Raw genomic sequence first — 25,525 nt, forward strand, 5'->3', positions numbered from 1 at the left:
AGCGGAAATAATCGGTCAGGGTGACGGTATCGTCAGTGCCGTAGGCGTGAATGATCAGGTCGTAACCGGACTTTTCCATGACGAGGTCGGCGGCGGTAGCCCCCTGGAACACAAGGGTGTTGACGGAGGAGGTGGCAGAGTCAGAAACGGTGTCCTGGCCGTGGCCTTTATTAAAGACATAGGTATCGTCGCCGCTGCCACCAGAGAGTTTATCGTTGCCGGTGCCGCCGTCGAGGGTGTCATTGCCGTTATTGCCATTAAGGGAGTCGTTGCCGGTACCGCCGTCGAGGGTGTCATTGCCGTTATTGCCATTAAGGGAGTCGTTGCCGGTGCCGCCGTCGAGGGTGTCATTGCCGTTATTGCCATTAAGGGAGTCGTTGCCGGCACCTCCGTCGAGAATGTCATTGCCATCATAGCCGCTCAGGCTGTCGTTGCCGGCATAACCATAGAGGGTATCGGCGTTATTCCAGCCGCTGAGGGTGTCATTGCCGTCGGTACCATAGACGGGGAAGCCCATGGCGGCGAGATCAGCCATGGAGAGGGTCTGATCGTCAAGGGTGATACTGAATTTACGGTAGCTAGCGGAGCTGAAGTAGTTGGTCAGGGTGACGGTGTCGTCGGAGCCGTAGGCGTGGATAACCAGGTCATTGCCGGATTTTGCCAGGACGAGGTCAGAGGCAGAGGCATCGTTAAAGATCAGGGTGTTGACCGTATCTGCTGCTGAGTCCTGAACGATGTCCTGACCGTGGCCTCTTGTAAAGAGATATGTATCGTTACCACTGCCACTAGGTAGAACTCCATTCGAATAAAAGCTGAACGTATACAATGCAGCCTTAGCTGATATGTCACGTTTAAAATAGCTATCACTATCTACATATTGCATCAGATTATGTGCGATACTTACAATTGCCGCGTATTTATAAATATCTTCAGACTGTAATTTATCTAGAAGAGTATAGAATTCTGATGTATCAATAGTTAACCCTGTGTATTCCTTGTTGTGAATAATATTTAAAGTGGAGAACTCTTCTTTATATAATGTTTGAGATAAAAGCTGAGCTTGGATATATAATCTGAATTTAGCATACTCACTTTCGATAAGTTTGGATGCGTTTGACAGAGGGTTGGCGTTATTGCTGCCATTTGGGTTGTTGTATTTATTGTTTGTGATGTTTTCCAAAGCCGCTAAATGTCGCGCATCTACATTGCTACCTCTGCTCTCCTCATCAACATTAACAACCCCAGTCCATTCGAAGATGATAGAATCAATGAAATCAGAATTAAATCCTTTTGATGGTGATAAACTTAACTCCGTAAGTAATGAATGAAGTTTTTTATTAGTACTGGCAACATTATAAATGTCCGGTACGATGCCATATCCTCGGATAAACGGGAGGGTTGCAAAGAAATCAAGGTTATATTCCTTATGGTTATAATTACTATCAGTTTGGTTTGTAGCAAACCAAACGTCTGTGGCAATTCCAGTTGAACCATCATCAAATTTAAATTCGCCTATTTGGCGGTGAGTGTTTCCATTCGCATCTTTTGCTGTGGATGTTTTATATTTTAGGGAAATTGAAGATATATTAAAATAAGAAAGGCCCTTTAACTCTCCTTCGTCAACGACAGCATTGCTGTTACTATCTTGCCATATTTTTAAATCATCCCAGATGCTATCATCATAATCTATTTTGTTATTGTTATCGGTATCCCATTTTTTTAGTGCTACAAAACCATTTGGTGCATAATTTCCATTGGTTATTGTATTATTCCCCCATAGCTCTTGTCCTGTATCAATTTTACCATCCTTGTTAATATCATAAACGAGTAATCCATCATCTGGTGAAACCCATCCAGTGTTTTCAGAGAATCCATTTCCGTCATGATCAAAGTATATATCATTGTTTTTACTAATTGTTTCGACCCCATCATTATCTAGATCAATGATAATTGGACTGGTTGTTTTTTCAGCTTTTTCTATGCTTGGGAACATAAAGTCATTCCCAAACAAATCTAAAAGTCTTAAGGGATCGAGAGCAAGGGAAGGATCGTTATCGATTGCTTTGTTTATGTTATGTATTAGTTCAGCATAGTTTTGAACTTTTGAATCAAGGAAACCACACAGCTCCTGGAGCGCACTATTTCGCGATAATTCGGATTCATCAAAATTAGGATTGTCTCTTAGTGTATAAATCATAGCCATTTCATTTTGAGCCTGCTCATTTAGTGGGGCAAGTGCAGGATATTTTAATGAAAGCTCATTAAGATATTTTAACTCTGGCATGAGAAATGACTCAATAGCGTCATCTAAGTTTTGTTTGCTATCTAAAAATGCATCTATATAACTATTGTTATAATTGTTTAATGAATCGTTATAATCTATAGGATCATCTTTTGAATTGTTTTTATAAATTTGTTCGTAAAGGTCAACCACGCCGAATGGAGTATTAACATTGTCCATTAAGTGTATGCCAGAATCAGATAAGACCTTCGCAACTGCCGTGGTGCAATTGTAATCACCATTACCATCGGGTGTTAAATCATAATTACTTCCTGAATTCTTAAACTTTTCAATATTATTTATTAACAGTTCATGTTGTTCATCGGATATTCTGAGGGAGATCTCTTGCGATGTAGGACGACCATCCATAGCCTTATTAGTGAAAATACCTGTGCTATCTGCACCAAAAAATGTGCCTGCGTCTGGTGAAGAAAAACTAAAGAATTCTGTTTTTATATTTCCATCATCATCAACTACCGTATACTCTAGCCATGTATGGACGAATCCGTTTCCGTCTATGAGCGATGCGTCATTTTTTATTTTGATGGTATAAGACATTGTAACCTCCATATTTACCAGACAAAGTGTGATTTTTCAACATCAATGAAAAAATTATTTACGTCAGGGCAAATTTCATTTTTAAAATAAAACGTTGTTTCAATTACATAGTTAGTGTTTCGCTTTAAGGTAGTGCTAAAAACACGGCTTTCAGATAATTTTCCATCTATTTTTTCGGAGTTTCCGAATATTCTTTCTTTTGAGTTGTTATCAAATGTTGATGTGTTTGCATTATATTCGGCTGCATCTATAAATTTGTTGGGATAGGCTTTTTCATATATAAAAATATAAAAATCAGGAAATGAATTGCGATTTTCAATAGCGTTATTTACTAGGCTTATAAAATATTTCCCTCCTTTTCCTGTCTTTATTTCCTTAGATGGCATAGAGTATTTTATCCAATTGTTATCATCCACATCTCTATAGCATTTGATGCTAGGTGTGTTTTCTTTGTACTCAATGCCATAAGCCGTGTTGTAGAATATGAATAAGAAAACTATATAACATAGCTTGTGTTTTTTTATTTTATCTTGATTTTTTTTAAAGCCGAATATGGTATAATTTCTTTCTGTGTTTATCTGCATTGTATTTTCTCCGTGAGTTGTTAAGTGTATCAATAACAATGCTAGCCTAAATGGTTAATATTCATTGGAATGGAATATTTTAATGTTTTATTCAGTGTGGTGATGTTTTTATTTCTTCTGTTATCGTTTGCATAAGTAGATTATCAGATTTTTTAATGTAACCATTGATAATGGTATTATATTTTGATGATTTATTATTTGGCGTTTAACATTCCTTTTGATTATGTTTTTATTTCAGTTTCTTGACTGTTTATATACTACTAAAATATTAGGGTTATAATATGATGGGGGCCATGTTTTAGCAAAATTGGTAATTATCGATGATTGAGGTTTCCGGGGTTGATGGTTCGTCTGTAATGATCTCTTCACTTTATATTTTGGCCAGCTTTTACGGTATTGCAATTAATTGTGATGATATCAAACACCGCTTCGACCCAGATGGACAGGGCATGACGCAGCAGCAATGGCTGCTTGCCGCCCGGGATGTGGGACTCACGGTTAAAGCCGTCAAGAAAGAGATCCATCGATTGCATAAACTCTCGTTGCCAGCAATGGTCTGGGACGATAACGGAAGGCACTTTATTCTGGCGAAAATAGAGGGGGAGAAATATTTAATACAAGACCCTGAGTTAAAGAAAATTGTTGTTCTGGATAGGGATGCCTTCTCTAAACGATACACTGGAACATTGATTCTTGTAACTACAAGACAAAATATAAATAATATTCTTAAAAGGTTCGATTTTTCTTGGTTCATTCCTGCCGTAATTAAATACCGCCGTATCTTCCTTGAGGTTTTGATTGCGTCAGTGGTGCTACAGTTTTTTGCATTGATTACGCCACTTTTTTTTCAGGTGGTCATGGACAAAGTGCTTGTACATCGAGGAATGAGTACACTCAATGTCATATCTGTAGCGCTTATCATTGTGTTCTTTTTTGAGGTTATCCTGGGAGGATTAAGAACCTATATCTTTGCTCACACCACCAGTCGTATTGATGTTGAACTTGGCGCATGGATTTTCCGTCACCTGCTCAAGTTACCTATTTCCTGGTTTGAAAAAAGAAGGGTCGGCGACACGGTCGCCAGAGTACGTGAGCTAGAACAAATCCGCAGCTTTTTGACCGGTCAGGCGCTAACGTCAGTCCTCGATCTTTTGTTCTCTTTCATTTTTATTACCGTGATGTGGTTCTACAGCGGGTGGTTAACGCTAGTCGTGCTGATATCCTTACCCTGTTATGCCATCTGGTCCGCACTGCTGAGCCCTGTTTTACGCAGTCGCTTAAATGAGAAGTTTGCCCGAGGGGCCGACAACCAATCTTTCCTGGTTGAGTCCATCAGCGCAATGAACACCATAAAATCAATGGCCGTTGAACCTCAGACGACCCAGCATTGGGATAAACAGCTTGCCGCCTATGTCAGTGCGGGGTTCAAGGTTACCGTGTTGGCAACAATTGGCCAGCAAGGGATCCAGATTATCCAGAAGCTGGTGACGGTGGTTAACTTATGGCTGGGGGCACAGCTTGTCATACAGGGTGATCTGTCAGTAGGGCAATTAATTGCCTTCAACATGCTTGCCGGGCAGGTCGCCGCGCCGGTTATCAGGCTTGCCCAGCTATGGCAGGATTTTCAGCAGGTTGGTATTTCGGTGGCCAGGTTGGGAGATATCCTGAATACGCCAACAGAAGTGAGCCACAGCCGTTTGGCGTTGCCCGCCATAAAAGGGCAGATTGACTTTGATAACGTGCAGTTTCGGTATCGTGTTGATGGGCCGCTTATTATTAAAAATTTAAAGCTAGCAATAAAGGTGGGGGAGGTTGTTGGCATTGTCGGCCGTTCAGGCTCAGGAAAGAGCACGTTAACTCGTCTTGTTCAACGGCTGTATACCCCGGAGCAAGGGCGAGTACTTGTCGATGGTAACGATCTTGCACTGGCTGATCCTGCATGGCTAAGGCGACAGATTGGCATAGTGTTACAAGAGAACGCTCTGCTGAATCGCAGCATCAGAGACAACATCGCGTTGAGTGAACCGGGTATCCCATTAGAACGGGTAATTGCAGCCGCAGAAATGGCTGGTGCCCATGATTTTATTATGAAACTTCCCGAAGGCTATGATACTCAGGTGGGAGAACAAGGCTCGCAATTATCGGGCGGCCAGCGGCAAAGAATTGCCATTGCCCGAGCCATTATCTCTAACCCTCGAATTCTTATTTTTGATGAAGCAACCAGCGCACTTGATTATGAGTCAGAAAAAATAATCATGGATAACATGCAGAAGATCTGCATGAACAGAACCGTAATTATTATTGCCCACCGATTGTCTACCGTTCGCTTTGCACATCGCATTATCGCTATGGATCAGGGCGAGATCGTTGAACAAGGTAGTCATACTGAACTGCTTAATAAAGAGAATGGATATTACCGTTACCTTTATCAATTGCAGGCGAATTAGGTTATTCAGGGATATATAGTATCAGGAGGATATATGCGGGACTGGCTGAATAATTTCTTAGACTTATGGCTACGTTACAAGAAAGCTTTTTATGAGACCTGGGCAATACGTAAACAACTTGAAATACAGGAACGCATGCAGGATGAACGGGAGTTTCTGCCAGCTCATCTGGAACTTATTGAAACACCGACCTCAGTAGCCCCCAAACTTGTTATGCGAATTATTATGGCTTTTGCTGTAATTGCATTGCTGTGGGCAATTATTGGGCAGGTTGAAATAGTGGCGGTGAGTACAGGGAAAACAATCCCTTCAGGACATAGTAAAGCTATTCAGCCGCTTGAAACATCCGTAATAAAACGAATTTATGTGAAAGATGGCGATCACGTTGAAAAAGGCGACCAGCTGATCGAACTGGCTGGAATAGGTTCTGATAGCGACTATCAACAAGCGCGCCGCCAGCTTGATGCGGCTATTCTGGCCAAATTGCGTAATCAGGCTTTACTTCAGGCGCTGGATTCACGAACGATGCCTGATATTACGCTGGATGCAATCAAGCCTTATGCGCTGGTTGAAGTGGAAGTCGCTGCTGCAAAACAGCTTGTGCGCAACCAATATCAAAGCTGGTTTATACAGGATGAGCAATCCCAGGCGATTTTACAGCAGCATCAGGCAGAACTCCGTTCAACAAGATCGCAGATAACAAAACTAAAGAATGTCGGAGAGATCGAAAAACAGCGCTTAGCCGATTATCAAAAATTGCGTGATAAAAATTACCTCTCCCAGCATGAACTCTATAGCCAACAGAGTAAAATTATTGAGAACGATCAGGACCTGAAGAGTCTGTACGAGCAGCAAAAGCAGGTGCTGGAGAGCGTGCATCAGACGGAGAAAGAACGCAGCTTAAATCTACAACTCCTGAAACGAGATACGCTTGATGGGCTACGAGCTGCGAATGAAACGATCAATGAGCTACAGGAACAGCTTGCCAAAACGCGTCAACGGCAGATGCTGATGTCGCTGACTGCGCCAGTCTCTGGCGTGGTTCAACAGCTGGCTTTTCATTCTGAAGGCGGAGTCGTGATGGAAGGGCAGCCTATTATGATCCTTGCGCCGCTAAATGATACGATAGAAGTCGATGCGATGGTGGCGAATAAAGACATTGGTTTTGTCAAAGCGGGACAGGATGTCGTGGTAAAGATTGAATCTTTTCCTTATACCCGTTATGGCTATCTGACAGGCAAAGTGCAGCATGTGAGCCTGGATGCAATTGAAGATGAAAAGCTCGGCTTAATTTTTAATGCCAGAGTCGCTTTAGACCAGCAAAAGATCATGATTGAAAATACCAGCGTGCCGTTGAGCGCGGGAATGAATGTGACTGCCGAAATAAAAACAGGCAAGAGGAGGGTGATCGATTATCTGCTCAGCCCCCTCCAGACCACGATTGATAATAGCTTTATTGAGCGATAAATACCGCACGAACGTCACTCATTGGTGGCTGCGTGGTTTGCGCATCGCCTGTGTTCTATCGATAAACTCATGGGTTACCGGATCGTGGTAGCGTGATGGCCAGATGACCCATGGATCCGTCTCCAGCACCTTCGCAATAATCATTTCACCCTTAGGCCAGGGGCGTGAGAGCACGTTGGCGAGCGTTGACGAGCTCAGGCCATTTTTGCGTGATTCTGCGGCCATTGACGTGCCTTTTTTGCGCAGCCCGGCGATGATGTCCGCCGGATGCCAGTCGATTAACTTATCCATACTTCCTCCCTGAGAGCGCTGTTTAAATCGTCATGTTGGGCGAGGAATGTACTGTAACGTGCTTTTCAGTAAGATTCTAAAAAGTTCGTGTAAGTTGCATTAAATTAGGAAAACGTTAATTTTCAGGCGCGAAATAACGTCATTGGGAGTTTTCAGGAACTTTCCCGCGCATTGCGCGGGAGAGGGATTAGCGATCGCGTTGAACCGCCATGTGGGCGAGGCCAATAAGCGCATCGCGCCATTGGGAGTCCGGAAGGGGGGCCAGGGCGGCAATGGCTTTATCGGCTTCTTCTTCGGCACGCTGGCGCGTCCATTCCAGCGAGCCGCAGGCGGCCATCGCTTCCAGCACCGGTTCCAGCAGATGTCGGCCGTTACCCTGCTCGATAGCGCCGCGAATCAGCTGCGCTTGTTCCGCCGTGCCGTTACGCATGGCATGCAGCAGCGGCAGCGTTGGTTTACCTTCGTTCAGGTCATCGCCGACGTTTTTACCCAGCGTTTCGCCATCGGCGCTGTAGTCGAGCAGGTCGTCGATCAGCTGGAAGGCGGTGCCCAGGTAGCGGCCATAATCCTGTAAGCCCTTTTCCTGCTCTGGCGTACAGCCAGCCAGCAGGCCGGAACATTGGGCGGCTGCTTCGAACAGACGTGCGGTCTTACTGTAGATCACACGCATATAGTTCTCTTCGGTGATGTCCGGATCGTTCACGTTCATGAGCTGAAGGACTTCACCTTCTGCAATGACGTTGACGGCTTCAGACATGACTTCCAGCACCTTGAGTGAACCGAGGCTGGTCATCATCTGGAAGGCGCGGGTGTAGATAAAGTCGCCAACCAGCACGCTGGCCGCGTTGCCAAAGGCGGCGTTGGCCGTGGCCTTGCCACGGCGCATGTCGGACTCATCAACGACGTCGTCATGCAGGAGCGTCGCGGTATGAATAAATTCGATTAACGCGGCAATCTTGACGTGGGCGTTTCCCTGATAGCCAACGGCACGGGCTGCCAGCACGGCGATCATGGGACGAATCCGTTTTCCGCCGCCGCTAACGATGTAATAGCCAAGCTGGTTGATCAACTGGACGTCTGAGTTGAGCTGCTCAAGAATCGTCGCATTGACTCCCGCCATATCCTGCGCGGTTAACTCATTGATTTTTTGTAAATTCATCGCAAAAGCCGGGCTTAATGTCCTGTTTACCACTTATCCATACGGGATAACGAAGGTTTTACGTTAGAGTTGTAGCTACGATTGTACTGAAAAAACGCGACAGATAAACGTTGCCGTGCGCGTTGTGTTTTTTTTCTGCATCTATTGATGGTAGCACTTGTCAAAGGCTCGCGTTTTGCGTAATATTCGCGCCCTATTGTGAATATTTATAGCGCACTCTGAATCACACGAAGATGTGCGCGGAAGCGGAGTTTATATGTACGCGGTTTTCCAAAGTGGTGGTAAACAACACCGAGTAAGCGAAGGTCAGACCGTTCGCCTGGAAAAGCTGGACATCGCAACTGGCGAATCTGTTGAATTCGCAGAAGTTCTGATGATCGCAAACGGTGAAGAAGTCAAAATCGGCGTTCCTTTCGTTGATGGCGGCGTTATCAAAGCTGAAGTTGTTGCTCACGGTCGTGGCGAGAAAGTTAAAATCGTTAAGTTTCGTCGTCGTAAACACTACCGTAAGCAGCAGGGCCATCGTCAGTGGTTCACTGATGTGAAAATCACTGGCATCAGCGCTTAAGTTAAGGGGAGCAGATTAAATGGCACATAAAAAGGCTGGCGGCTCGACTCGTAACGGTCGCGATTCAGAAGCTAAACGTCTGGGCGTAAAACGCTTCGGCGGTGAAACAGTTCTGGCTGGTAGCATCATCGTTCGTCAACGTGGTACCAAATTCCACGCTGGCTCCAACGTTGGTTGCGGCAAAGACCACACTCTGTTTGCTAAAGCAGACGGTAAAGTGAAATTTGAAGTTAAAGGTCCGAATAACCGTAAATATATCAGCATCGTTGCTGAATAAGTTATTCGCGTCCCGGTAACGGATAAAAGCCCCGCAACACGTTGCGGGGCTTTTTACATTCGACGCCAGGTAAATGATGGTCTGTAGCGCTGTTTCAGGGTAGGAAATCCGGTATGAAGCAACAGGCGGGCATAGGTATTCTGTTGGCGCTCACCACGGCGGTTTGTTGGGGAGCGTTGCCCATTGCGATGAAGCAGGTTCTGGAAGTCATGGAACCGCCTACCGTCGTTTTCTACCGCTTTCTGATGGCAAGCTGTGGTCTGGGCCTCATCCTGACCTGGAAGCGCAAGCTGCCGTCCCTGCGGCTCTTTCGTGACCCGCGTTGGCTGGTACTGCTGCTGATCGCCACGGGCGGGCTGTTTGGTAACTTCGTACTGTTTAGCTCATCGCTACAGTACGTTAGCCCAACGGCGTCGCAGGTGATCGGCCAGCTGTCTCCCGTCGGTATGATGGTCGCAAGCGTCTTTATCCTCAAAGAAAAGATGCGTGGCACGCAGATTATCGGGGCGACCATGCTGATTTGCGGGCTGGTAATGTTCTTTAACACCAGCCTTATCGAAATTTTTACCCGCCTGACCGATTACACCTGGGGCGTTATCTTTGGTGTCGGTGCGGCGATGGTGTGGGTGAGTTACGGCGTCGCGCAAAAGGTGTTATTGCGGCAGATGGCGTCACAGCAGATCCTCTTTTTATTGTACACTTTATGTACGATTGCACTGCTGCCGTTAGCGAAGCCTGAGGTGATTGGGCAGCTGAGCGACTGGCAGTTAGCCTGTCTGATCTTTTGTGGTCTGAACACACTGGTCGGCTACGGGGCGCTGGCGGAAGCCATGGCGCGCTGGCAGGCGGCACAGGTGAGCGCGTTAGTCACACTGACTCCGCTGTTCACTCTGTTATTTTCAGATTTATTATCAATGGCCTGGCCCGATTTCTTCGCCAGACCGATGTTGAACCTTTTAGGTTACCTCGGTGCGTTTGTCGTGGTTGCGGGCGCGATGTATTCCGCCATTGGTCATCGTCTATGGGGGCGGTGGCGTAAGCGTGAAGCGGTTGTTCCGTTACCCCGCGCAGGCGAATGATTTACGGAGAGTAAAATGAAGTTTGTTGATGAAGCAACGATCCTGGTCGTAGCAGGTGATGGCGGTAATGGTTGCGTGAGCTTCCGCCGTGAAAAATATATTCCGAAAGGCGGCCCGGACGGCGGTGATGGCGGTGACGGCGGCGACGTATGGATGGAAGCCGACGAGAACCTGAACACCCTGATTGACTACCGTTTTGAAAAATCCTTCCGCGCCGAGCGTGGTCAGAACGGCGCGAGCCGCGACTGTACCGGTAAGCGTGGCAAAGACGTCACCATTAGGGTGCCGGTTGGTACGCGTGTTATCGATCAGGGCACCGGTGAAACCATGGGCGATATGACCAAACACGGTCAACGTCTGATGGTGGCTAAGGGCGGCTGGCACGGTCTGGGCAACACCCGTTTTAAATCGTCCGTAAACCGTACCCCGCGTCAGAAAACCATGGGTACTCCGGGCGACAAGCGCGATCTGCAGCTGGAATTGATGCTGCTGGCGGACGTTGGGATGCTGGGGATGCCGAACGCCGGTAAATCGACCTTCATCCGCGCCGTTTCCGCTGCGAAGCCGAAAGTTGCGGACTATCCGTTTACCACCCTGGTGCCGAGCCTCGGTGTTGTCCGCGTTGATAACGAGAAGAGTTTTGTTATTGCCGATATCCCGGGTCTGATTGAAGGCGCATCCGAAGGTGCAGGCCTCGGTATTCGCTTCCTGAAGCACCTTGAGCGCTGCCGCGTGCTGCTGCACATCATTGATATCGATCCGATCGACGGCTCCGATCCGGCTGAGAACGCAAAAATCATCATCGGTGAGCTGGAGAAATACAGCGAGAAACTGGCGAATAAGCCTCGCTGGCTGCTGTTCAACAAAATTGACACCATGGATAAAGCGGAAGCCGAAGCTAAAGCTAAAGCGATTGCGGAAGCGATGGGCTGGGAAGACAAGTATTACCTGATCTCCGCGGCAAGCCAGGTGGGTGTCAAAGACCTGTGCTGGGACGTGATGAACTTCATCATTGAGAACCCAATTGCTCAGGAGGAAGAAGCGAAACAGCCAGAGAAAGTTGAGTTCATGTGGGACGATTACCACCGTCAGCAGCTTGATGAAGTGGCGGCAGAAGCTGAAGACGAAGAGTGGGATGACGATTGGGATGAAGACGACGAAGAAGGCGTTGAGTTCATCTACAAACGTTAAGTTTCAGTGAAAGGCGGGTCGAAAGACCCGCTTTTTTATGCCGCCTCTCTGCTAATCTTTATGTATTCCTAAAAGCCAGCCAGTTTCTATTAACCACGAGCGTTATAAAATAAGATAGAAAAGGGATTGATTATATAAATCATGGCTAGAAGGGAATATGTCATATCTATCATTGTTAATAGTTTCATTTATTTCGATCGTTATTTCACTTTTTATCTATAAGTTAAAAGCATGGAAGTGCAGATTATCAACCGCCTGGATTATTATTGCATTGTGTGGTGTTTTGTTACTCAATATTTTTTGGGCATGCTGCTATTATTTTACTGGCGAAGGAATTACCTGGGCTGTCATTTATACATTAACCAGTTCGTTAACCGGGGTAGGTGTTAAAAGCTATATTCTACCCGGGGTATGTGCTATTGTTATTGTGGCCTTCACGCTTTGGTTATCGACTAAAATTATTTCCACGAACTCGCCTTTTTTTCGGCAAAGCAAACTATATACTATACTGGCAGTTGTATTTTCCTTCGGCGCACTAGTCGCATCTCCAGTATGGCTACAATACAGAAAAACTGTTGTCCCCGATGTTTCTGATAGCGGAAAAGATTTTTATAATTATTATATCCCGCCCATCTCGGTGATTAATAACCCAAAATATAACCTGGTCTATATTTATGTCGAAAGCCTTGAACGAACGTATTTTGATGATACACATTTTCCTGGTTTAACCGCTGACCTGGGAGCAATTAAGCATTCGGGGTTAGACTTTAGTCAGACTCAACAATATGCAGGTATGGATTTCACTATCGCTGGAATTGTTGCATCACAGTGTGGTCTGCCGCTCTTTATGCCTTCAGGATTTGGCAATAATACCGATGTTACTAGTGATTTTTTCTCCGGAAAAATCTGTCTTGGCGATATTCTTAAAAACTCCGGTTATGAAAATTATTTTTACCAGGGGGCGAATGTTCGATTTGCTAATAAAGATCAGTTCTTCCATGCCCATGGTATCGATCATGCATTTGGTCTGGAACAGTCGAAGTATAAAGATGACCTAACCTATCAGAATGAATGGGGGCTCTATGATAATCTTGTTCTGCAACAGGTATGGGACAAATTTAAAACCTTGTCAGAGGCTGGAAAACGATTTTCTATTTTTACATTAACCCTTGATACTCACCCACCTCATGGGTACATTCCTGACGAATGCAAAGGATCTTCATATATTATGGCGGGAGAGGCTGTGCCATCATTAGGGGCGGTGGCCTGTAGTCAGCGTGAAATTGCGAAACTTATTGACAGAATTAAAAGATCTCCGTGGGCAAAGAACACGATTGTTGTAGTCTCTTCTGACCATCTTGCCATGAATAACACGTCTGTCGCGATTGACTACCTAAAAAAATATGAACGCCATGGATTATTCTTCATTTTGAAGGAGGGGCTAACAGCGGGAATAAATAACCAACCACGTAACACGATGGATAATGGTGCGACAGTTCTTGAACTCCTTGGCGGGGGAAATAATCTTGGCTTAGGGCGCAGCACTTTAAGCCGAACATCGTTGACCCAGCGTTTTCGTAATATTGGGAGCAAAATTATTGCATGGTCGCCTCATGTACAGAAACTCTGGGGAACACCACTGGCGATGCAAGACTATGTTGTCGATACGCAAAAAGAAACCCTCTCTTTCGACGCTAAAGTTTATCCAATCCCTTTACTGGTTGGATTCATTAAAGGTAAACCTTCGTTACTGACAGACCGCCGGGGGCAGGCGCCGCTACGTTTTAAGCTGGCGAACCTCTCCCCTGAAAAACATTTCATCTGGGTTGACCGCTGTTTTCAAATGGGAAACGTATGGGCAAAAGAGCGTGATGAGATCGTTTTGTCACCGCAATGGTGTAAAGCCGAAGGAACGCTTTCTGGCAACGTGGCTATCGAAAAATTACCGTTATCAACATGGAACGGTACGGTACAGGCGGAAATACCCACGCCTCAGTCCCATTCAGAGAAATACGTCACCTCCATCCTGAATCAGTTACGGCAGATGAACGCCCATATTCGCTACCCCTCTGATGCGATTTTGTTTTACCTGGAAGGCGTGCCTGATGGCGTTGATTCTGTCACCGGTATTGGCGCGCGAGAATCCTGGGGGCGCTGGTCAGATGCGGTGCAGGCACCCGCGGTGACGGTGACCTATCGTGATGAACTTCCTTGCGATTTTTGGATGAATATTGATGCGAAGGCCTACGGTAAAAATGTCAATGAACCCATTACGATACGCGTCGGCGATCGGACTCAGTATCTTCGGCTTGGCAAAGAAAGTGCGATGCATCGTCTGCATTTCTCCCAGGTGTCAGGAAAAACGGTAATGATAACGCCCCCATATCCAGAGCTAAGCCGGGAGGGGAACACTATTGCCTCGCCCACCGATGCCCCTGACCGTAAAATTGGCGTGGGCCTGGTATCGCTAAAAATAGATACCATTGGGGAATGCCGCGAGAGTACAAAATGAAAAATTCATACTTTCTTTTTGCCTCCAGCCTGCTTTTTCTGCTGTCGATTGGGATCTATAGAAAAAAGGCGATAAAGAGTCGCTTATCGATGACATTAATGATGCTGCTGGCGTCGCTAAATATCATTAGCATCGTGTTTATCATTGGGTGTCTGCATTTTACACAAACAGATATGCGCTGGTCAGTCATTTATACGCTTACCCATGCGCTGCAAGGGGCTGACATTCAGAGCTATTTTCTGCCTATATCCCTGTTAGTTGTTGCGGCGGTGGTCGTTGGGATCCTGGTGCGCTTCTGTCTTGGCAAGCCATCACAAGGAGGGCGGCGCAGTTTTGACGCGCTGTCACTGTTTATTGCCATGGTGGCAGTGTGCGTATCACCTGTTGTTGTGCAAGTCAGTGAGCTTTTAATGGGGCAATGGGGTAGTCTAAGCGATGAGTTTGATCGGTATTATATTACTCAGCGGGAGACGATTAAGCACCCGGAATATAATCTGGTCTATATCTACGCTGAAAGCCTTGAACAGACGTGGTTTGATGAACAGCGCTTTCCTCATCTTTTGCCTGAACTCTCGCAGAATTTAGGTCAGGCTATGCGCTTTACCTCAACCCAACAGTTGCCCGGAACGGGGTTTACTATTGGAGGGATCGTTGCCTCGCAGTGTGGCCTGCCGCTGTTTTTTCCATTAAACATTAACAATCAGAACGTTGTTAATCACTTCTATCCCGATGCAGTTTGCCTGGGCGATATTTTAAAAAAATCGGGTTATCAGAACTATTTCTATCAGGGCGCCGATCTCCATTTCTCCGATAAAGATGTTTTCTTAAAAACGCATGGTTTCGATCATATCTATGGCTCATTCGAGCTAAGAGATAAGGCGAAAGCAGGGTACCGTCATCTCTGGGGGCTCTATGATGACACGGTTCTCAATGCTGCCTGGGATAAGTTTGTTGAACTCTCGGAAAAGAATCAACGATTCTCATTATTTGCTCTTACCGTCGATACCCATCCGCCACATGGATTTATTTCCGATAACTGCCAGCGTAAGACCTATCAGGTTAACGGCGAAAACAACGTCTCCCTCGCGGCGATTAGCTGTAGCCAGGAGATCATCAGCCGGTTTATCCATAGAATTAAAGCGTCAAAATGGGGGCCAAAAACGATAGTGGTACTTAGCTCCGATCATCTCTCAATGAGCAACGACGCCACCGATTTGTTACCAGAAGATAGCGCTAAGCGACAGGATCTTTTCGCCATTTTTAATGTGCAGCAACCAGGCGCCGTTGCGTTCAATAAACCACGAAGTACGCTGGATAACGGTGCGACAGTGCTGGAAGCTCTGGGCGGCGCAAATCAGATTGGCCTGGGGAGAAGCTCGCTATCACTTGCTTCGCTATCCGAAAGGTTTACCTCTTTTAGCAGCAAACTTGAAAAGGAATGGATCGCCAATATTATTGAGCTCTGGAAAACTTCGAAAAAGGTCACGGAATATACCCTCTTGGCGCAAAAGGAGCGGATTGACTTTGAGGGAACGAAGTACCCGTTACCGTTTATGCTCCTTTTCCATGATGAGCAGGTTTATCCTATGGTTAATGGCTATCAGGGGCTACGCTCGGCCTATCTTACTGCGCAGTATGGCGCTCGGTTCATTTGGGTCGACCGCTGTTACATTCTCGGCTTGTTGCAAACATCATCGACGGTTTTCTCACGCTCGCCGCAATGGTGTATTGCCCGAGGGTATAAAGGGGGAAATGCGCAGATCAGGCCGCTTGGCGATCAGGATATTACCGAAGCCGTCTGGTTTCCGCAGCCGGAGCTCGATCGCGAGAAAGAACGCGCCATAACCCGAATAGTGCGCTCTGATGCCGCGTTGCGTTATGACAGCGCATCGGTACAATTTAAACTGCCAGGCTTACCTTCCTTTCTGAAAAATATGGAGGGGCTGTCCCGGGTTGAGTCCTGGGGGCGCTGGTCTAACTCGCTTGTCGCGCCTGATGTCACTCTGGAGTACCAACAGCCGTTGCCAAAAACGTTCAGGCTGCGTCTTACGGCAAAGGCTTATGGCCGAAATGTAGGCCAGCCGGTCATTATTCAGGTGGGGGACGAAAAGCATGAGGCCGTTTTTGGCGCAACGCCCTCGGTCTTCGAACTGTCGTTTTCTAATTCTTCTGATGCCAGCACCATTACCCTCACGCCGCCTTACCCAGAGCTTGATGTTCAGGAGGGCAACTGGTCGCCGCTGGATAAAACGGGTCGTTTCATTGGCATCGGGCTCATGGAGTTACAGGTGATACCACAATAAAAAGGGCCGCTGTCATTCGCGGCCCTGGGCTATTAGTTGTTCTGATAAATGTCCTTGTAGAGCCGGCTTTCAAAGCGCACCAGCGGAATACGGCGATTGCGCTGATCCGCTGGCGGCACCGCATAGCCCGACAGATACTGCACAAACGCCATCTTTTGCCCGCTGGCGGTGGTGATAAAACCTGCCAGGTTATAAACCCCTTGCAGCGAGCCGGTTTTTGCCGAAACTTTACCATCGACGCCCGCCTGATGCAGGCCTGCCCGGTACTGCAGCGAACCATCATGGCCTGCGAGCGGCAGCATCGAGATAAAGTTCAGCTCGTTGTCATGCAGGGCGATGTACTGTAGCGCCTGCATCATGGTGGCCGGAGAGATCAGGTTATGGCGCGACAGGCCGGAGCCGTCGGCGATAATCGTGTTGCCGAGATCGACGCCTGCCTGCTGGCGCAGGATCTGCCGTACCGCATCGGATCCCGCGCGCCAGGTGCCCGGCACGCCAAAGCGTGCGTGGCCAATCATGCGAAACACGGTATCGGCAATCATGTTGTCCGATTTTTTCAGCATGATCTTCAACAGATCATGCAGCGGCGCCGACTGTTTACTGGCGATCACCGTACCCGGCTCGTTGACCAGCGTCTGGCGTAGCAGCGTACCGGTGTAGGTAATGCCTGCCTGCTTCAGCTCGTCTTTGATAATCGCCCCGGCATAGCTGGCGCCATCCTGAATGGCGAACGCCAGGGGCAGCGGATCCGCACGCTGCGGCAGGCAGCCGGTAAGCGTATAGCGGTTGAGATCGCCCGGTACGACGTCCAGCTCGCAGTACTGCGCCTCTGGTGAGCCTTTTGCCAGCGTCCGCACCTGGCTGAACATGATGACCGGGTAGTAGGAGGCGATACGAATAAACGCCAGGTCGTTAGCTTTCTGCGCGCTGTAGAGCGAAATGGAGAAGCAGTTGCGGTCGACGATCGCTGCCGCTGGCGGTGCGCTAAAGCACTGGGTCATGTCGTTCCATGGCCAGCCGGGCGCTTTATCGTGGCTGGCAAAAATCGAGGTATCGATCAGGACGTTACCGTCAATAGTTTGTACGCCGGATTTTTTCAGCGTCGCCACCATATTACGAATATCCTGACGTCTTAGCGTCGGATCGCCGCCAAATCGCGCAATCAGGTCGCCTTTCAGCGTACCGTTATCCACGCTGCCTTTAGTCTCAAGCGTGGTGGTAAAACGGAAATCGGGGCCAAGTTGCAGCAGGGCCGCCAGCGCGGTGAGCACCTTCTGGGTACTGGCCGGGAGCGCCATCTGCTGGCCGTGGTAATCAATCAACGGCGCGGGGGCGCCCACTTTCTGCACCAAAAGCGCGAGGTTGGCCCCGGCGGGAAGCTGATTGATATACTCATCAACATTCGCGGCCTGAACGCTAAACGCTATACTGGTGGTCAATCCGATGATAAATCTGGAAAATCGCATAATCTCGCGCTAACAACCTGGAAACAAGCCGTCATACTACGGCCCAACGCCCTGTAAAGTAAACGATGACCCGTAGTGAACTTCGGGGTAAAATGCGTATCAAATTAAAAATTACTGCTGACCTGGGGCTTCGCACCCGGGTCGGTTTTCTTTTGCTTCTGGCCTGGTCTTGATAGCGACCCAGGCGGGCTTAGCAGCCGGAGCGGGGCGAACCGCTCCCAACAGGAATGTTTAAGAGGTATAACAATGCAAGCTATTCCGATGACCCTTCGTGGTGCAGAAAAACTGCGTGAAGAACTGGACTTTCTCAAGTCTGTACGTCGCCCAGAAATCATTGCGGCCATTGCCGAAGCGCGTGAGCACGGCGACCTGAAAGAGAACGCGGAGTATCATGCTGCTCGTGAACAGCAGGGTTTCTGCGAAGGCCGTATCAAAGATATCGAAGCGAAGCTGTCCAACGCGCAGGTTATCGACATCACTAAGATCCCGAATAACGGCCGCGTTATCTTCGGTGCGACCGTGAAGGTGCTGAATCTGGACAACGACGAAGAACAGACCTACCGCATCGTGGGTGATGATGAAGCGGACTTCAAACAGAACCTGATCTCTGTGAACTCGCCGATCGCGCGTGGCCTCATCGGTAAAGAGCAGGACGACGTGGTGACCATCCGTACACCGGGCGGTGAAGTTGAGTTCGAAATCATCGCAGTGGATTATCTGTAAATTTTGTTCAACACTGAAAATGTTGACTGAGTGTAAAGATAAGAAAAAGGCCGCATAGCGGCCTTTTATCAAGCATAAGAGCGTGGCATGTTGCTAGCCCTCGTAAAGGAAAACCCTCATTTAACACAATGTTGTGTCAGAAATTAGGATATTCTTAACGTGGCAGCGAGATTTTGCGTTCTTTACCAGGGCGATAAAGCACCAGCATTTTACCGATGACCTGTACGTTACAGGCGCCGGTTTCGCGCACGATAGCGTCCACGATCAAGGTTTTGGTCTCGCGATCTTCCGAGGCAATTTTCACCTTGATAAGTTCATGGTGCTCTAACGCTTGTTCAATCTCGGCCAGTACCCCTTCGGTCAAACCATTGTTGCCAAGCATAACTACCGGCTTGAGCGGATGTGCCAGACCTTTCAGGTGCTGTTTTTGTTTAGTACTCAGATTCATCGTATATTTTTGCTTACGTTGGGATTGAAAACGGGTCATTCTACCGCCATCTCCCATATATCGCCAAATGGCGCGTAGAAATTTACGCCAAAAGGCTACGATGAACTGTCCCGATGGGAATGTTAAATGACAGGTAAAAAGCGTTCTGCCAGCTCAAGCCGCTGGCTTCAGGAACACTTTAGCGATAAATATGTTCAAGAGGCACAGAAAAAGGGGTTACGTTCCCGTGCCTGGTTTAAACTTGATGAAATACAGCAAAGTGACAAACTTTTTAAGCCGGGGATGACGGTTGTCGACCTCGGTGCTGCACCGGGAGGCTGGTCACAGTACGTGGTCACGCAGATTGGTGGTAAAGGCCGCATTATTGCTTGCGATCTTTTACCTATGGATCCAATCGTTGGTGTGGACTTCCTTCAGGGCGATTTTCGTGATGAACTCGTCATGCAGGCATTACTGGAACGCGTAGGTGACAGTAAAGTACAGGTTGTCATGTCAGATATGGCACCAAACATGAGCGGAACGCCGGCGGTTGATATCCCCCGGGCCATGTATCTGGTGGAACTGGCGCTTGAAATGGCTCGTGATGTGCTAGCGCCAGGCGGAAGTTTTGTAGTGAAGGTGTTCCAGGGCGAAGGCTTCGATGAGTATCTAAGGGAAATTCGCTCCCTGTTTACGAAGGTTAAAGTTCGTAAGCCGGACTCTTCGCGTGCGCGTTCACGCGAAGTGTACATTGTAGCGACCGGGCGAAAATCATAGACGGTGGTTTTTCAATCGAAAGTTTGAAAGAAACTGGATATAGAGTATCCTGACGCTGTTTTTAACACAGTTGTAATAAGAGGTTAATCCCTTGAGTGACATGGCGAAAAACCTAATACTCTGGCTGGTCATTGCCGTCGTGCTGATGTCAGTATTCCAGAGCTTTGGGCCCAGCGAATCGAACAGCCATAAGGTGGATTATTCTACCTTCCTGCAAGAGGTCAATAACGACCAGGTTCGCGAAGCGCGTATCAACGGACGTGAGATCAACGTTACCAAGAAAGATAGTAACCGTTACACGACTTACATCCCGGTTAACGATCCGAAGCTGCTTGACAACCTGCTGACGAAAAACGTCAAAGTGGTTGGCGAGCCGCCAGAAGAGCCGAGCCTGCTGGCTTCGATCTTCATTTCCTGGTTCCCGATGCTGCTGCTTATCGGCGTCTGGATCTTCTTCATGCGCCAGATGCAGGGCGGCGGTGGCAAAGGTGCCATGTCGTTCGGCAAAAGCAAAGCGCGCATGCTGACGGAAGACCAGATTAAAACCACCTTTGCCGACGTTGCAGGCTGCGACGAAGCGAAAGAAGAGGTGGGTGAGCTGGTTGAGTACCTGCGTGAACCGAGCCGCTTCCAGAAGCTGGGCGGTAAAATCCCGAAAGGCGTCCTGATGGTCGGCCCTCCGGGTACCGGTAAAACGCTGCTGGCGAAAGCGATCGCTGGCGAAGCGAAGGTGCCGTTCTTTACGATTTCCGGTTCTGACTTCGTGGAAATGTTCGTCGGTGTCGGCGCATCTCGTGTGCGTGACATGTTCGAACAGGCTAAGAAAGCGGCACCGTGCATCATCTTCATCGATGAAATCGACGCCGTAGGCCGCCAGCGTGGCGCAGGCCTTGGCGGTGGTCACGATGAACGTGAGCAGACCCTGAACCAGATGCTGGTTGAGATGGACGGCTTCGAAGGTAACGAAGGTATCATCGTTATCGCGGCAACCAACCGTCCGGACGTACTTGACCCTGCGCTGCTGCGTCCTGGCCGTTTCGACCGTCAGGTTGTGGTCGGTCTGCCGGACGTTCGCGGTCGTGAACAGATTCTGAAAGTGCACATGCGTCGCGTACCGCTGGCGCCGGATATCGACGCGGCAATCATTGCTCGTGGTACGCCTGGCTTCTCCGGTGCGGACCTGGCGAACCTGGTGAACGAAGCGGCGCTGTTTGCCGCGCGTGGTAACAAACGCGTTGTGTCGATGGTTGAGTTCGAAAAAGCGAAAGACAAAATCATGATGGGTGCGGAACGTCGCTCCATGGTGATGACGGAAGCGCAGAAAGAATCCACCGCATACCACGAAGCGGGCCACGCGATTATCGGTCGCCTGGTACCGGAACACGATCCGGTGCATAAAGTGACGATTATCCCGCGTGGTCGTGCGCTGGGTGTGACCTTCTTCCTGCCTGAAGGCGACGCAATCAGCGCCAGCCGTCAGAAACTGGAAAGCCAGATCTCGACCCTGTACGGCGGTCGTCTGGCGGAAGAGATCATCTACGGCGTTGAACACGTTTCCACCGGTGCGTCGAACGATATTAAAGTCGCGACGAACCTGGCGCGTAACATGGTGACTCAGTGGGGCTTCTCCGACAAACTCGGTCCGCTGCTGTATGCGGAAGAAGAGGGTGAAGTATTCCTGGGCCGCTCTGTAGCCAAAGCGAAACACATGTCCGATGAAACCGCGCGTATCATCGACCAGGAAGTGAAGGCGCTGATCGAACGTAACTACGGTCGTGCGCGTCAGTTGCTGAACGACAACATGGACATTCTGCACGCGATGAAAGATGCGCTCATGAAATATGAGACCATCGATGCGCCGCAGATTGACGACCTGATGGCCCGTCGCGACGTGCGTCCGCCAGCGGGTTGGGAAGAACCGGGTTCGTCCAACAGCAACAACTCTGGCAGCACCGGCAAGCCGAGTGCACCGCGTCCGGTTGATGAACCGCGCGCGCCGGGCTCTGGCACCATGTCAGAGCAGTTGGGCGATAAATAAGTTCTCCCTCGTGGAAGACTGTGCATCATCTGAAACCCTGGGGCTTGCCCCGGGGTTTTTTATATTTAAGAAAGAGAAAACAAAAGGACTCGCTATGAAACTCACCGCTCAGGGCTCCATTCTGGATCTCTCCCATCCTCACGTCATGGGGATCCTCAACGTCACGCCGGACTCTTTTTCCGACGGCGGCACGCACAATACGCTGGTTGAGGCGGTGAAACATGCGAATCTGATGATTAACGCTGGGGCCACTATCGTTGACGTGGGCGGTGAGTCTACCCGTCCAGGCGCGCTGGACGTCAGCGTTGAAGAAGAGCTTGAACGCGTGATTCCGGTGGTAGAAGCCATCGCACAGCGCTTTGAGGTATGGATCTCTGTCGATACCTCCAAGCCGGAAGTGATCCGTGAGTCCGCCCGTGCCGGGGCGCATATTATCAACGATATCCGTTCACTCAGTGAACCGGGGGCTCTGGAGGCGGCGGCCGAAACCGGGCTTCCGGTTTCGCTGATGCATATGCAGGGCAATCCGAAAACCATGCAGGACGCGCCGAAATACGACGATGTCTTTGCTGAGGTGAACCGCTATTTCGTTGAACAAATTGCGCGCTGCGAACAGGCGGGGATCTCAAAAGATAAATTGTTGCTCGACCCGGGGTTCGGTTTCGGTAAAAATCTCTCCCATAACTATGCATTACTGGCGCGTTTGTCAGAATTCCATCATTTCGGCCTGCCGCTGTTCGTCGGTATGTCGCGCAAATCGATGATTGGTCAACTGCTAAACGTGGGGCCGTCGGAGCGCCTTAGCGGCAGCCTGGCGTGCGCGGTAATTGCTGCCATGCAGGGCGCGCATATTGTTCGCGTCCACGACGTCAAAGAAACTGTTGAAGCGATGCGTGTGGTTGAGGCCACCCTGTCTGCGAAGGGAAATAAACGTTATGAGTAATCGCAAATATTTTGGTACCGATGGGATTCGTGGTCGCGTGGGCGATGCGCCGATCACCCCTGATTTCGTCCTGAAGCTGGGATGGGCGGCAGGCAAGGTGCTGGCAAGCCACGGTTCGCGCAAAATCATCATTGGTAAAGATACCCGTATCTCTGGCTATATGCTGGAGTCGGCGCTGGAAGCCGGTCTGGCGGCAGCGGGTCTGTCTGCCTCTTTCACCGGCCCGATGCCGACTCCGGCGGTAGCCTATCTGACCCGTACCTTCCGTGCCGAAGCCGGTATCGTTATCTCCGCCTCGCACAACCCGTTTTATGATAACGGCATCAAGTTCTTCTCTATCGACGGCACCAAGCTGCCGGATGACGTAGAAGAGGCCATTGAAGCCGAAATGGAAAAAGAGATCACCTGCGTGGACTCCGCTGAGCTGGGTAAAGCCAGCCGCATCGTCGACGCTGCGGGTCGCTACATTGAGTTCTGCAAAGGCACCTTCCCGAACGAACTGAGCCTGAATGGCCTGAAAGTGGTGGTCGACTGCGCCAACGGCGCCACCTACCACATCGCCCCGAACGTGCTGCGTGAGCTGGGTGCGACCGTGATTGCTATCGGCTGCGAGCCGAACGGTGTGAACATTAACGAAGAAGTGGGCGCGACCGATGTGCGCGCTTTGCAGGCGCGCGTGCTGGCCGAGAAAGCCGACGTGGGCATCGCGCTGGACGGCGACGGTGACCGCGTCATCATGGTTGACCATCAGGGTAATAAGGTCGACGGCGACCAGATCATGTACATTATTGCTCGCGAAGCGTTGCGTCAGGGGCAACTGCGCGGCGGTGCTGTCGGCACGCTGATGAGTAATATGGGCCTGGAAGTGGCGCTTAAACAGCTGGGTATTCCATTTACCCGGGCGAAAGTAGGTGACCGTTACGTGCTGGAAAAAATGCAGGAGAAAGGCTGGCGCATCGGCGCGGAAAACTCCGGTCATGTGATTCTGCTGGACAAAACTACCACTGGCGACGGCATTGTGGCTGGTCTACAGGTGGTTGCTGCTATGGTGCGTAACCACATGAGTCTGCACGATCTGTGCAGCGGCATGAAGATGTTCCCGCAGGTGCTGGTCAACGTTCGCTATACCGACGGTAAATCCAACCCGCTGGAAAATGAAGCGGTGAAAGCGATTGCGGCGGAAGTGGAAGCTACACTGGGTAATCGTGGCCGCGTGCTGCTGCGTAAATCCGGCACTGAACCGCTGATTCGTGTCATGGTCGAAGGTGAAGACGAAGCGCAGGTGACAGAATTTGCTCACCGCATCGCTGATGCTGTGAAAGCGGTGTAAAAACGTCAAAGGAATCGGGCTCCGGCATTGGAGTCCGATGTTAGTTGTTTTTTTAAGTACTTAATGTGCAATTTTTCACCCTATTCCTTATCACCTATCTATCTCTCTGTATTTATTCTCAATCCTCAATTCCTAAAAAAACTCCGCCTGTATTATTTAAGCTATATGAATGGAATGTTGTTTGATTATTTTATTTAATAATCATAATTCCATTGTGAATATAAATATAATCTGAATGTATTAGGTTTTTTTAATTTTCAAGCTGTACTACATGTAAGATGCTCCGCGATGAAGAAGATAATCTCATCAGTCTCATCAGGTGTTATCACTATTTATATTCAAGGAAAGCATAATGACTACATTAGTATTAGACCTCAAAGGAAACGTCTCGCGGAAGGTCGCTAAGCTGAAGGAAATGAGAAAGCAGCGTGGTGTGACTCTGCTGGAAATTATTATTGTTCTGGGAATTATCGGTGTTATCGCGGCGGGGGTAGTTATTCTGGCACAGCGTGCATTTACGGCGCAGGATATTACTGACACCATTAACAATACCAACTCCGTACGTACAGCGATGGAAGAAGCGTATAAAGATGCGGGTGAATATCCTGCTGATAACGATCCGTATTCTTTAACCAAAACCAATATTACTGATACGCCTACCAGCACCTCTGCTGCGATTCAGATGCTGGTTTCGTTGGGTAAAGTGTCTGCTGATGAAGCCTTCAATAGTTTCTCTAACGATGCATTTCAGATTGGTGGCGTTCAGACGTCTTCTTCATCTAGCGGTAATAAAGGTTTCTACCTGTTGATCAACGGTCTCGATTCTGAAACCTGCCGTAACTATATCTCGCAGATTGGCGCGAAATGGGATTATGTCGCCGTTGTAAAAGGCACTGCGGGTAAATCAATCTCAGCCCCTGTGACGAATCTGTCCGGTGCTACCGGTACCGATGTACTGAAAACATTGACTGCAGATAACCTGAACGTTACCTCTATTGCGCAGACTTGTACCAATGATGGCGATAGCAACATTATCGTAATGGGTAGCCGTTAATATTTAGAACTATGAATATATCCGTCTCTTGTGGGACGGATATTTGATTA

At 48.7% G+C, this 25,525-nt stretch carries 19 protein-coding genes and 1 pseudogene; 14 read left to right on the plus strand and 6 right to left on the minus strand.

Translation table 11 applies throughout. The annotated features are described in order from the left end of the window. Together M989_RS25430 and M989_RS03130 are read right to left on the minus strand one after the other, a co-directional pair. Positions 1-2,839, minus strand: a pseudogene (locus M989_RS25430) (calcium-binding protein); the annotation flags it as partial. A gap of 14 nt (positions 2,840-2,853) precedes the next feature. Then, positions 2,854-3,423 (minus strand): hypothetical protein, encoded by a 570-nt coding sequence (locus M989_RS03130; RefSeq protein ID WP_064541886.1) that lies wholly within the window; start codon positions 3,421-3,423, stop codon positions 2,854-2,856. Between the two features lie 320 nt (positions 3,424-3,743). On the opposite strand from M989_RS03130, the gene M989_RS03135 reads away from it, so the two are divergent. Further along, positions 3,744-5,870, plus strand: a complete 2,127-nt coding sequence (locus tag M989_RS03135; RefSeq protein WP_083965115.1) for a type I secretion system permease/ATPase — start codon at positions 3,744-3,746, stop codon at positions 5,868-5,870. Between the two features lie 33 nt (positions 5,871-5,903). Further along, complete coding sequence (locus M989_RS03140) at positions 5,904-7,337, plus strand: HlyD family type I secretion periplasmic adaptor subunit (protein WP_083965116.1); 1,434 nt, start codon at positions 5,904-5,906, stop codon at positions 7,335-7,337. Positions 7,338-7,355: 18 nt separating this feature from the next. Here M989_RS03140 and sfsB read toward each other — a convergent pair whose 3' ends face one another. Both sfsB and ispB read right to left on the minus strand, forming a co-directional pair. Next, entirely contained in the window at positions 7,356-7,628 is a 273-nt protein-coding gene (gene sfsB / locus M989_RS03145; RefSeq protein ID WP_064541889.1) for a DNA-binding transcriptional regulator SfsB, read from the minus strand. A gap of 187 nt (positions 7,629-7,815) precedes the next feature. Then, a complete protein-coding gene (ispB, locus tag M989_RS03150) occupies positions 7,816-8,787 on the minus strand; it encodes an octaprenyl diphosphate synthase (protein WP_064541892.1) in 972 nt (323 codons plus the stop codon). 256 nt (positions 8,788-9,043) lie between these two features. On the opposite strand from ispB, the gene rplU reads away from it, so the two are divergent. From rplU to opgB (M989_RS03180), 6 genes are all read left to right on the plus strand, one after another. Further along, the gene (gene rplU, locus M989_RS03155) at positions 9,044-9,355 is read left to right on the plus strand and encodes a 50S ribosomal protein L21 (protein WP_003025032.1); all 312 of its coding nucleotides are present in this window, start codon (positions 9,044-9,046) and stop codon (positions 9,353-9,355) included. Between the two features lie 19 nt (positions 9,356-9,374). Next, positions 9,375-9,632 (plus strand): 50S ribosomal protein L27, encoded by a 258-nt coding sequence (gene rpmA / locus M989_RS03160; protein ID WP_064541895.1) that lies wholly within the window; start codon positions 9,375-9,377, stop codon positions 9,630-9,632. A 113-nt stretch (positions 9,633-9,745) separates the two neighbouring features. Next, on the plus strand, positions 9,746-10,711 hold the full coding sequence (locus tag M989_RS03165; RefSeq protein WP_064541898.1) for a DMT family transporter: 966 nt from the start codon (positions 9,746-9,748) through the stop codon (positions 10,709-10,711). Positions 10,712-10,726: 15 nt separating this feature from the next. Next, a complete protein-coding gene (cgtA, locus tag M989_RS03170) occupies positions 10,727-11,902 on the plus strand; it encodes an Obg family GTPase CgtA (protein WP_064541901.1) in 1,176 nt (391 codons plus the stop codon). 157 nt (positions 11,903-12,059) lie between these two features. Then, complete coding sequence (opgB, locus tag M989_RS03175; protein ID WP_064541904.1) at positions 12,060-14,414, plus strand: phosphatidylglycerol--membrane-oligosaccharide glycerophosphotransferase; 2,355 nt, start codon at positions 12,060-12,062, stop codon at positions 14,412-14,414. Beyond that, on the plus strand, positions 14,411-16,717 hold the full coding sequence (opgB, locus tag M989_RS03180) for a phosphatidylglycerol--membrane-oligosaccharide glycerophosphotransferase (RefSeq protein ID WP_064541908.1): 2,307 nt from the start codon (positions 14,411-14,413) through the stop codon (positions 16,715-16,717). Before opgB (M989_RS03175) ends, opgB (M989_RS03180) begins: the two co-directional genes overlap by 4 nt. Positions 16,718-16,749: 32 nt before the next feature. Here opgB (M989_RS03180) and dacB read toward each other — a convergent pair whose 3' ends face one another. Continuing rightward, positions 16,750-18,183, minus strand: coding sequence for a serine-type D-Ala-D-Ala carboxypeptidase (dacB, locus tag M989_RS03185; protein WP_064541911.1), 1,434 nt, complete (start codon positions 18,181-18,183; stop codon positions 16,750-16,752). Between the two features lie 246 nt (positions 18,184-18,429). Between dacB and greA the strand changes: the two genes are divergently transcribed. After that, the gene (greA, locus tag M989_RS03190; protein WP_064541914.1) at positions 18,430-18,906 is read left to right on the plus strand and encodes a transcription elongation factor GreA; all 477 of its coding nucleotides are present in this window, start codon (positions 18,430-18,432) and stop codon (positions 18,904-18,906) included. 154 nt (positions 18,907-19,060) lie between these two features. Here the strand turns inward: greA and yhbY are convergent, their stop codons facing one another. Further along, complete coding sequence (yhbY, locus tag M989_RS03195) at positions 19,061-19,354, minus strand: ribosome assembly RNA-binding protein YhbY (protein WP_024133059.1); 294 nt, start codon at positions 19,352-19,354, stop codon at positions 19,061-19,063. A 126-nt stretch (positions 19,355-19,480) separates the two neighbouring features. On the opposite strand from yhbY, the gene rlmE reads away from it, so the two are divergent. From rlmE to M989_RS03220, 5 genes are all read left to right on the plus strand, one after another. Continuing rightward, positions 19,481-20,110, plus strand: a complete 630-nt coding sequence (gene rlmE / locus M989_RS03200; protein WP_064541917.1) for a 23S rRNA (uridine(2552)-2'-O)-methyltransferase RlmE — start codon at positions 19,481-19,483, stop codon at positions 20,108-20,110. 100 nt (positions 20,111-20,210) lie between these two features. After that, entirely contained in the window at positions 20,211-22,148 is a 1,938-nt protein-coding gene (ftsH, locus tag M989_RS03205) for an ATP-dependent zinc metalloprotease FtsH (RefSeq protein WP_064541920.1), read from the plus strand. A gap of 94 nt (positions 22,149-22,242) precedes the next feature. Then, positions 22,243-23,091, plus strand: a complete 849-nt coding sequence (gene folP / locus M989_RS03210) for a dihydropteroate synthase (protein WP_064541923.1) — start codon at positions 22,243-22,245, stop codon at positions 23,089-23,091. Continuing rightward, a complete protein-coding gene (gene glmM, locus M989_RS03215) occupies positions 23,084-24,421 on the plus strand; it encodes a phosphoglucosamine mutase (RefSeq protein WP_064541928.1) in 1,338 nt (445 codons plus the stop codon). The genes folP and glmM overlap by 8 nt, the downstream gene beginning before the upstream one ends. A 352-nt stretch (positions 24,422-24,773) precedes the next feature. After that, positions 24,774-25,475, plus strand: coding sequence for a type IV pilus major pilin (locus M989_RS03220; protein WP_064541931.1), 702 nt, complete (start codon positions 24,774-24,776; stop codon positions 25,473-25,475). Positions 25,476-25,525 lie beyond the last annotated feature (50 nt).

The sequence above is a fragment of the Kluyvera georgiana ATCC 51603 genome (assembly GCF_001654985.1).
Classification (GTDB): Bacteria; Pseudomonadota; Gammaproteobacteria; order Enterobacterales; family Enterobacteriaceae; genus Kluyvera; species Kluyvera georgiana.

What these genes read in the sequence shown, in the direction of transcription:
- rpmA (WP_064541895.1), top strand. Translation starts at nt 9,375, where the DNA reads ATGGCACATAAAAAGGCTGGCGGCTCGACTCGTAACGGTCGCGATTCA.
- greA (WP_064541914.1), top strand. Translation starts at nt 18,430, where the DNA reads ATGCAAGCTATTCCGATGACCCTTCGTGGTGCAGAAAAACTGCGTGAA.
- M989_RS03165 (WP_064541898.1), top strand. Translation starts at nt 9,746, where the DNA reads ATGAAGCAACAGGCGGGCATAGGTATTCTGTTGGCGCTCACCACGGCG.
- rlmE (WP_064541917.1), top strand. Translation starts at nt 19,481, where the DNA reads ATGACAGGTAAAAAGCGTTCTGCCAGCTCAAGCCGCTGGCTTCAGGAA.
- dacB (WP_064541911.1), bottom strand. Translation starts at nt 18,183, where the DNA reads ATGCGATTTTCCAGATTTATCATCGGATTGACCACCAGTATAGCGTTT.
- M989_RS03140 (WP_083965116.1), top strand. Translation starts at nt 5,904, where the DNA reads ATGCGGGACTGGCTGAATAATTTCTTAGACTTATGGCTACGTTACAAG.
- opgB (WP_064541904.1), top strand. Translation starts at nt 12,060, where the DNA reads ATGTCATATCTATCATTGTTAATAGTTTCATTTATTTCGATCGTTATT.
- ispB (WP_064541892.1), bottom strand. Translation starts at nt 8,787, where the DNA reads ATGAATTTACAAAAAATCAATGAGTTAACCGCGCAGGATATGGCGGGA.
- M989_RS03135 (WP_083965115.1), top strand. Translation starts at nt 3,744, where the DNA reads ATGATTGAGGTTTCCGGGGTTGATGGTTCGTCTGTAATGATCTCTTCA.
- opgB (WP_064541908.1), top strand. Translation starts at nt 14,411, where the DNA reads ATGAAAAATTCATACTTTCTTTTTGCCTCCAGCCTGCTTTTTCTGCTG.
- cgtA (WP_064541901.1), top strand. Translation starts at nt 10,727, where the DNA reads ATGAAGTTTGTTGATGAAGCAACGATCCTGGTCGTAGCAGGTGATGGC.
- sfsB (WP_064541889.1), bottom strand. Translation starts at nt 7,628, where the DNA reads ATGGATAAGTTAATCGACTGGCATCCGGCGGACATCATCGCCGGGCTG.
- ftsH (WP_064541920.1), top strand. Translation starts at nt 20,211, where the DNA reads ATGGCGAAAAACCTAATACTCTGGCTGGTCATTGCCGTCGTGCTGATG.
- glmM (WP_064541928.1), top strand. Translation starts at nt 23,084, where the DNA reads ATGAGTAATCGCAAATATTTTGGTACCGATGGGATTCGTGGTCGCGTG.
- M989_RS03220 (WP_064541931.1), top strand. Translation starts at nt 24,774, where the DNA reads ATGACTACATTAGTATTAGACCTCAAAGGAAACGTCTCGCGGAAGGTC.
- rplU (WP_003025032.1), top strand. Translation starts at nt 9,044, where the DNA reads ATGTACGCGGTTTTCCAAAGTGGTGGTAAACAACACCGAGTAAGCGAA.
- M989_RS03130 (WP_064541886.1), bottom strand. Translation starts at nt 3,423, where the DNA reads ATGCAGATAAACACAGAAAGAAATTATACCATATTCGGCTTTAAAAAA.
- yhbY (WP_024133059.1), bottom strand. Translation starts at nt 19,354, where the DNA reads ATGAATCTGAGTACTAAACAAAAACAGCACCTGAAAGGTCTGGCACAT.
- folP (WP_064541923.1), top strand. Translation starts at nt 22,243, where the DNA reads ATGAAACTCACCGCTCAGGGCTCCATTCTGGATCTCTCCCATCCTCAC.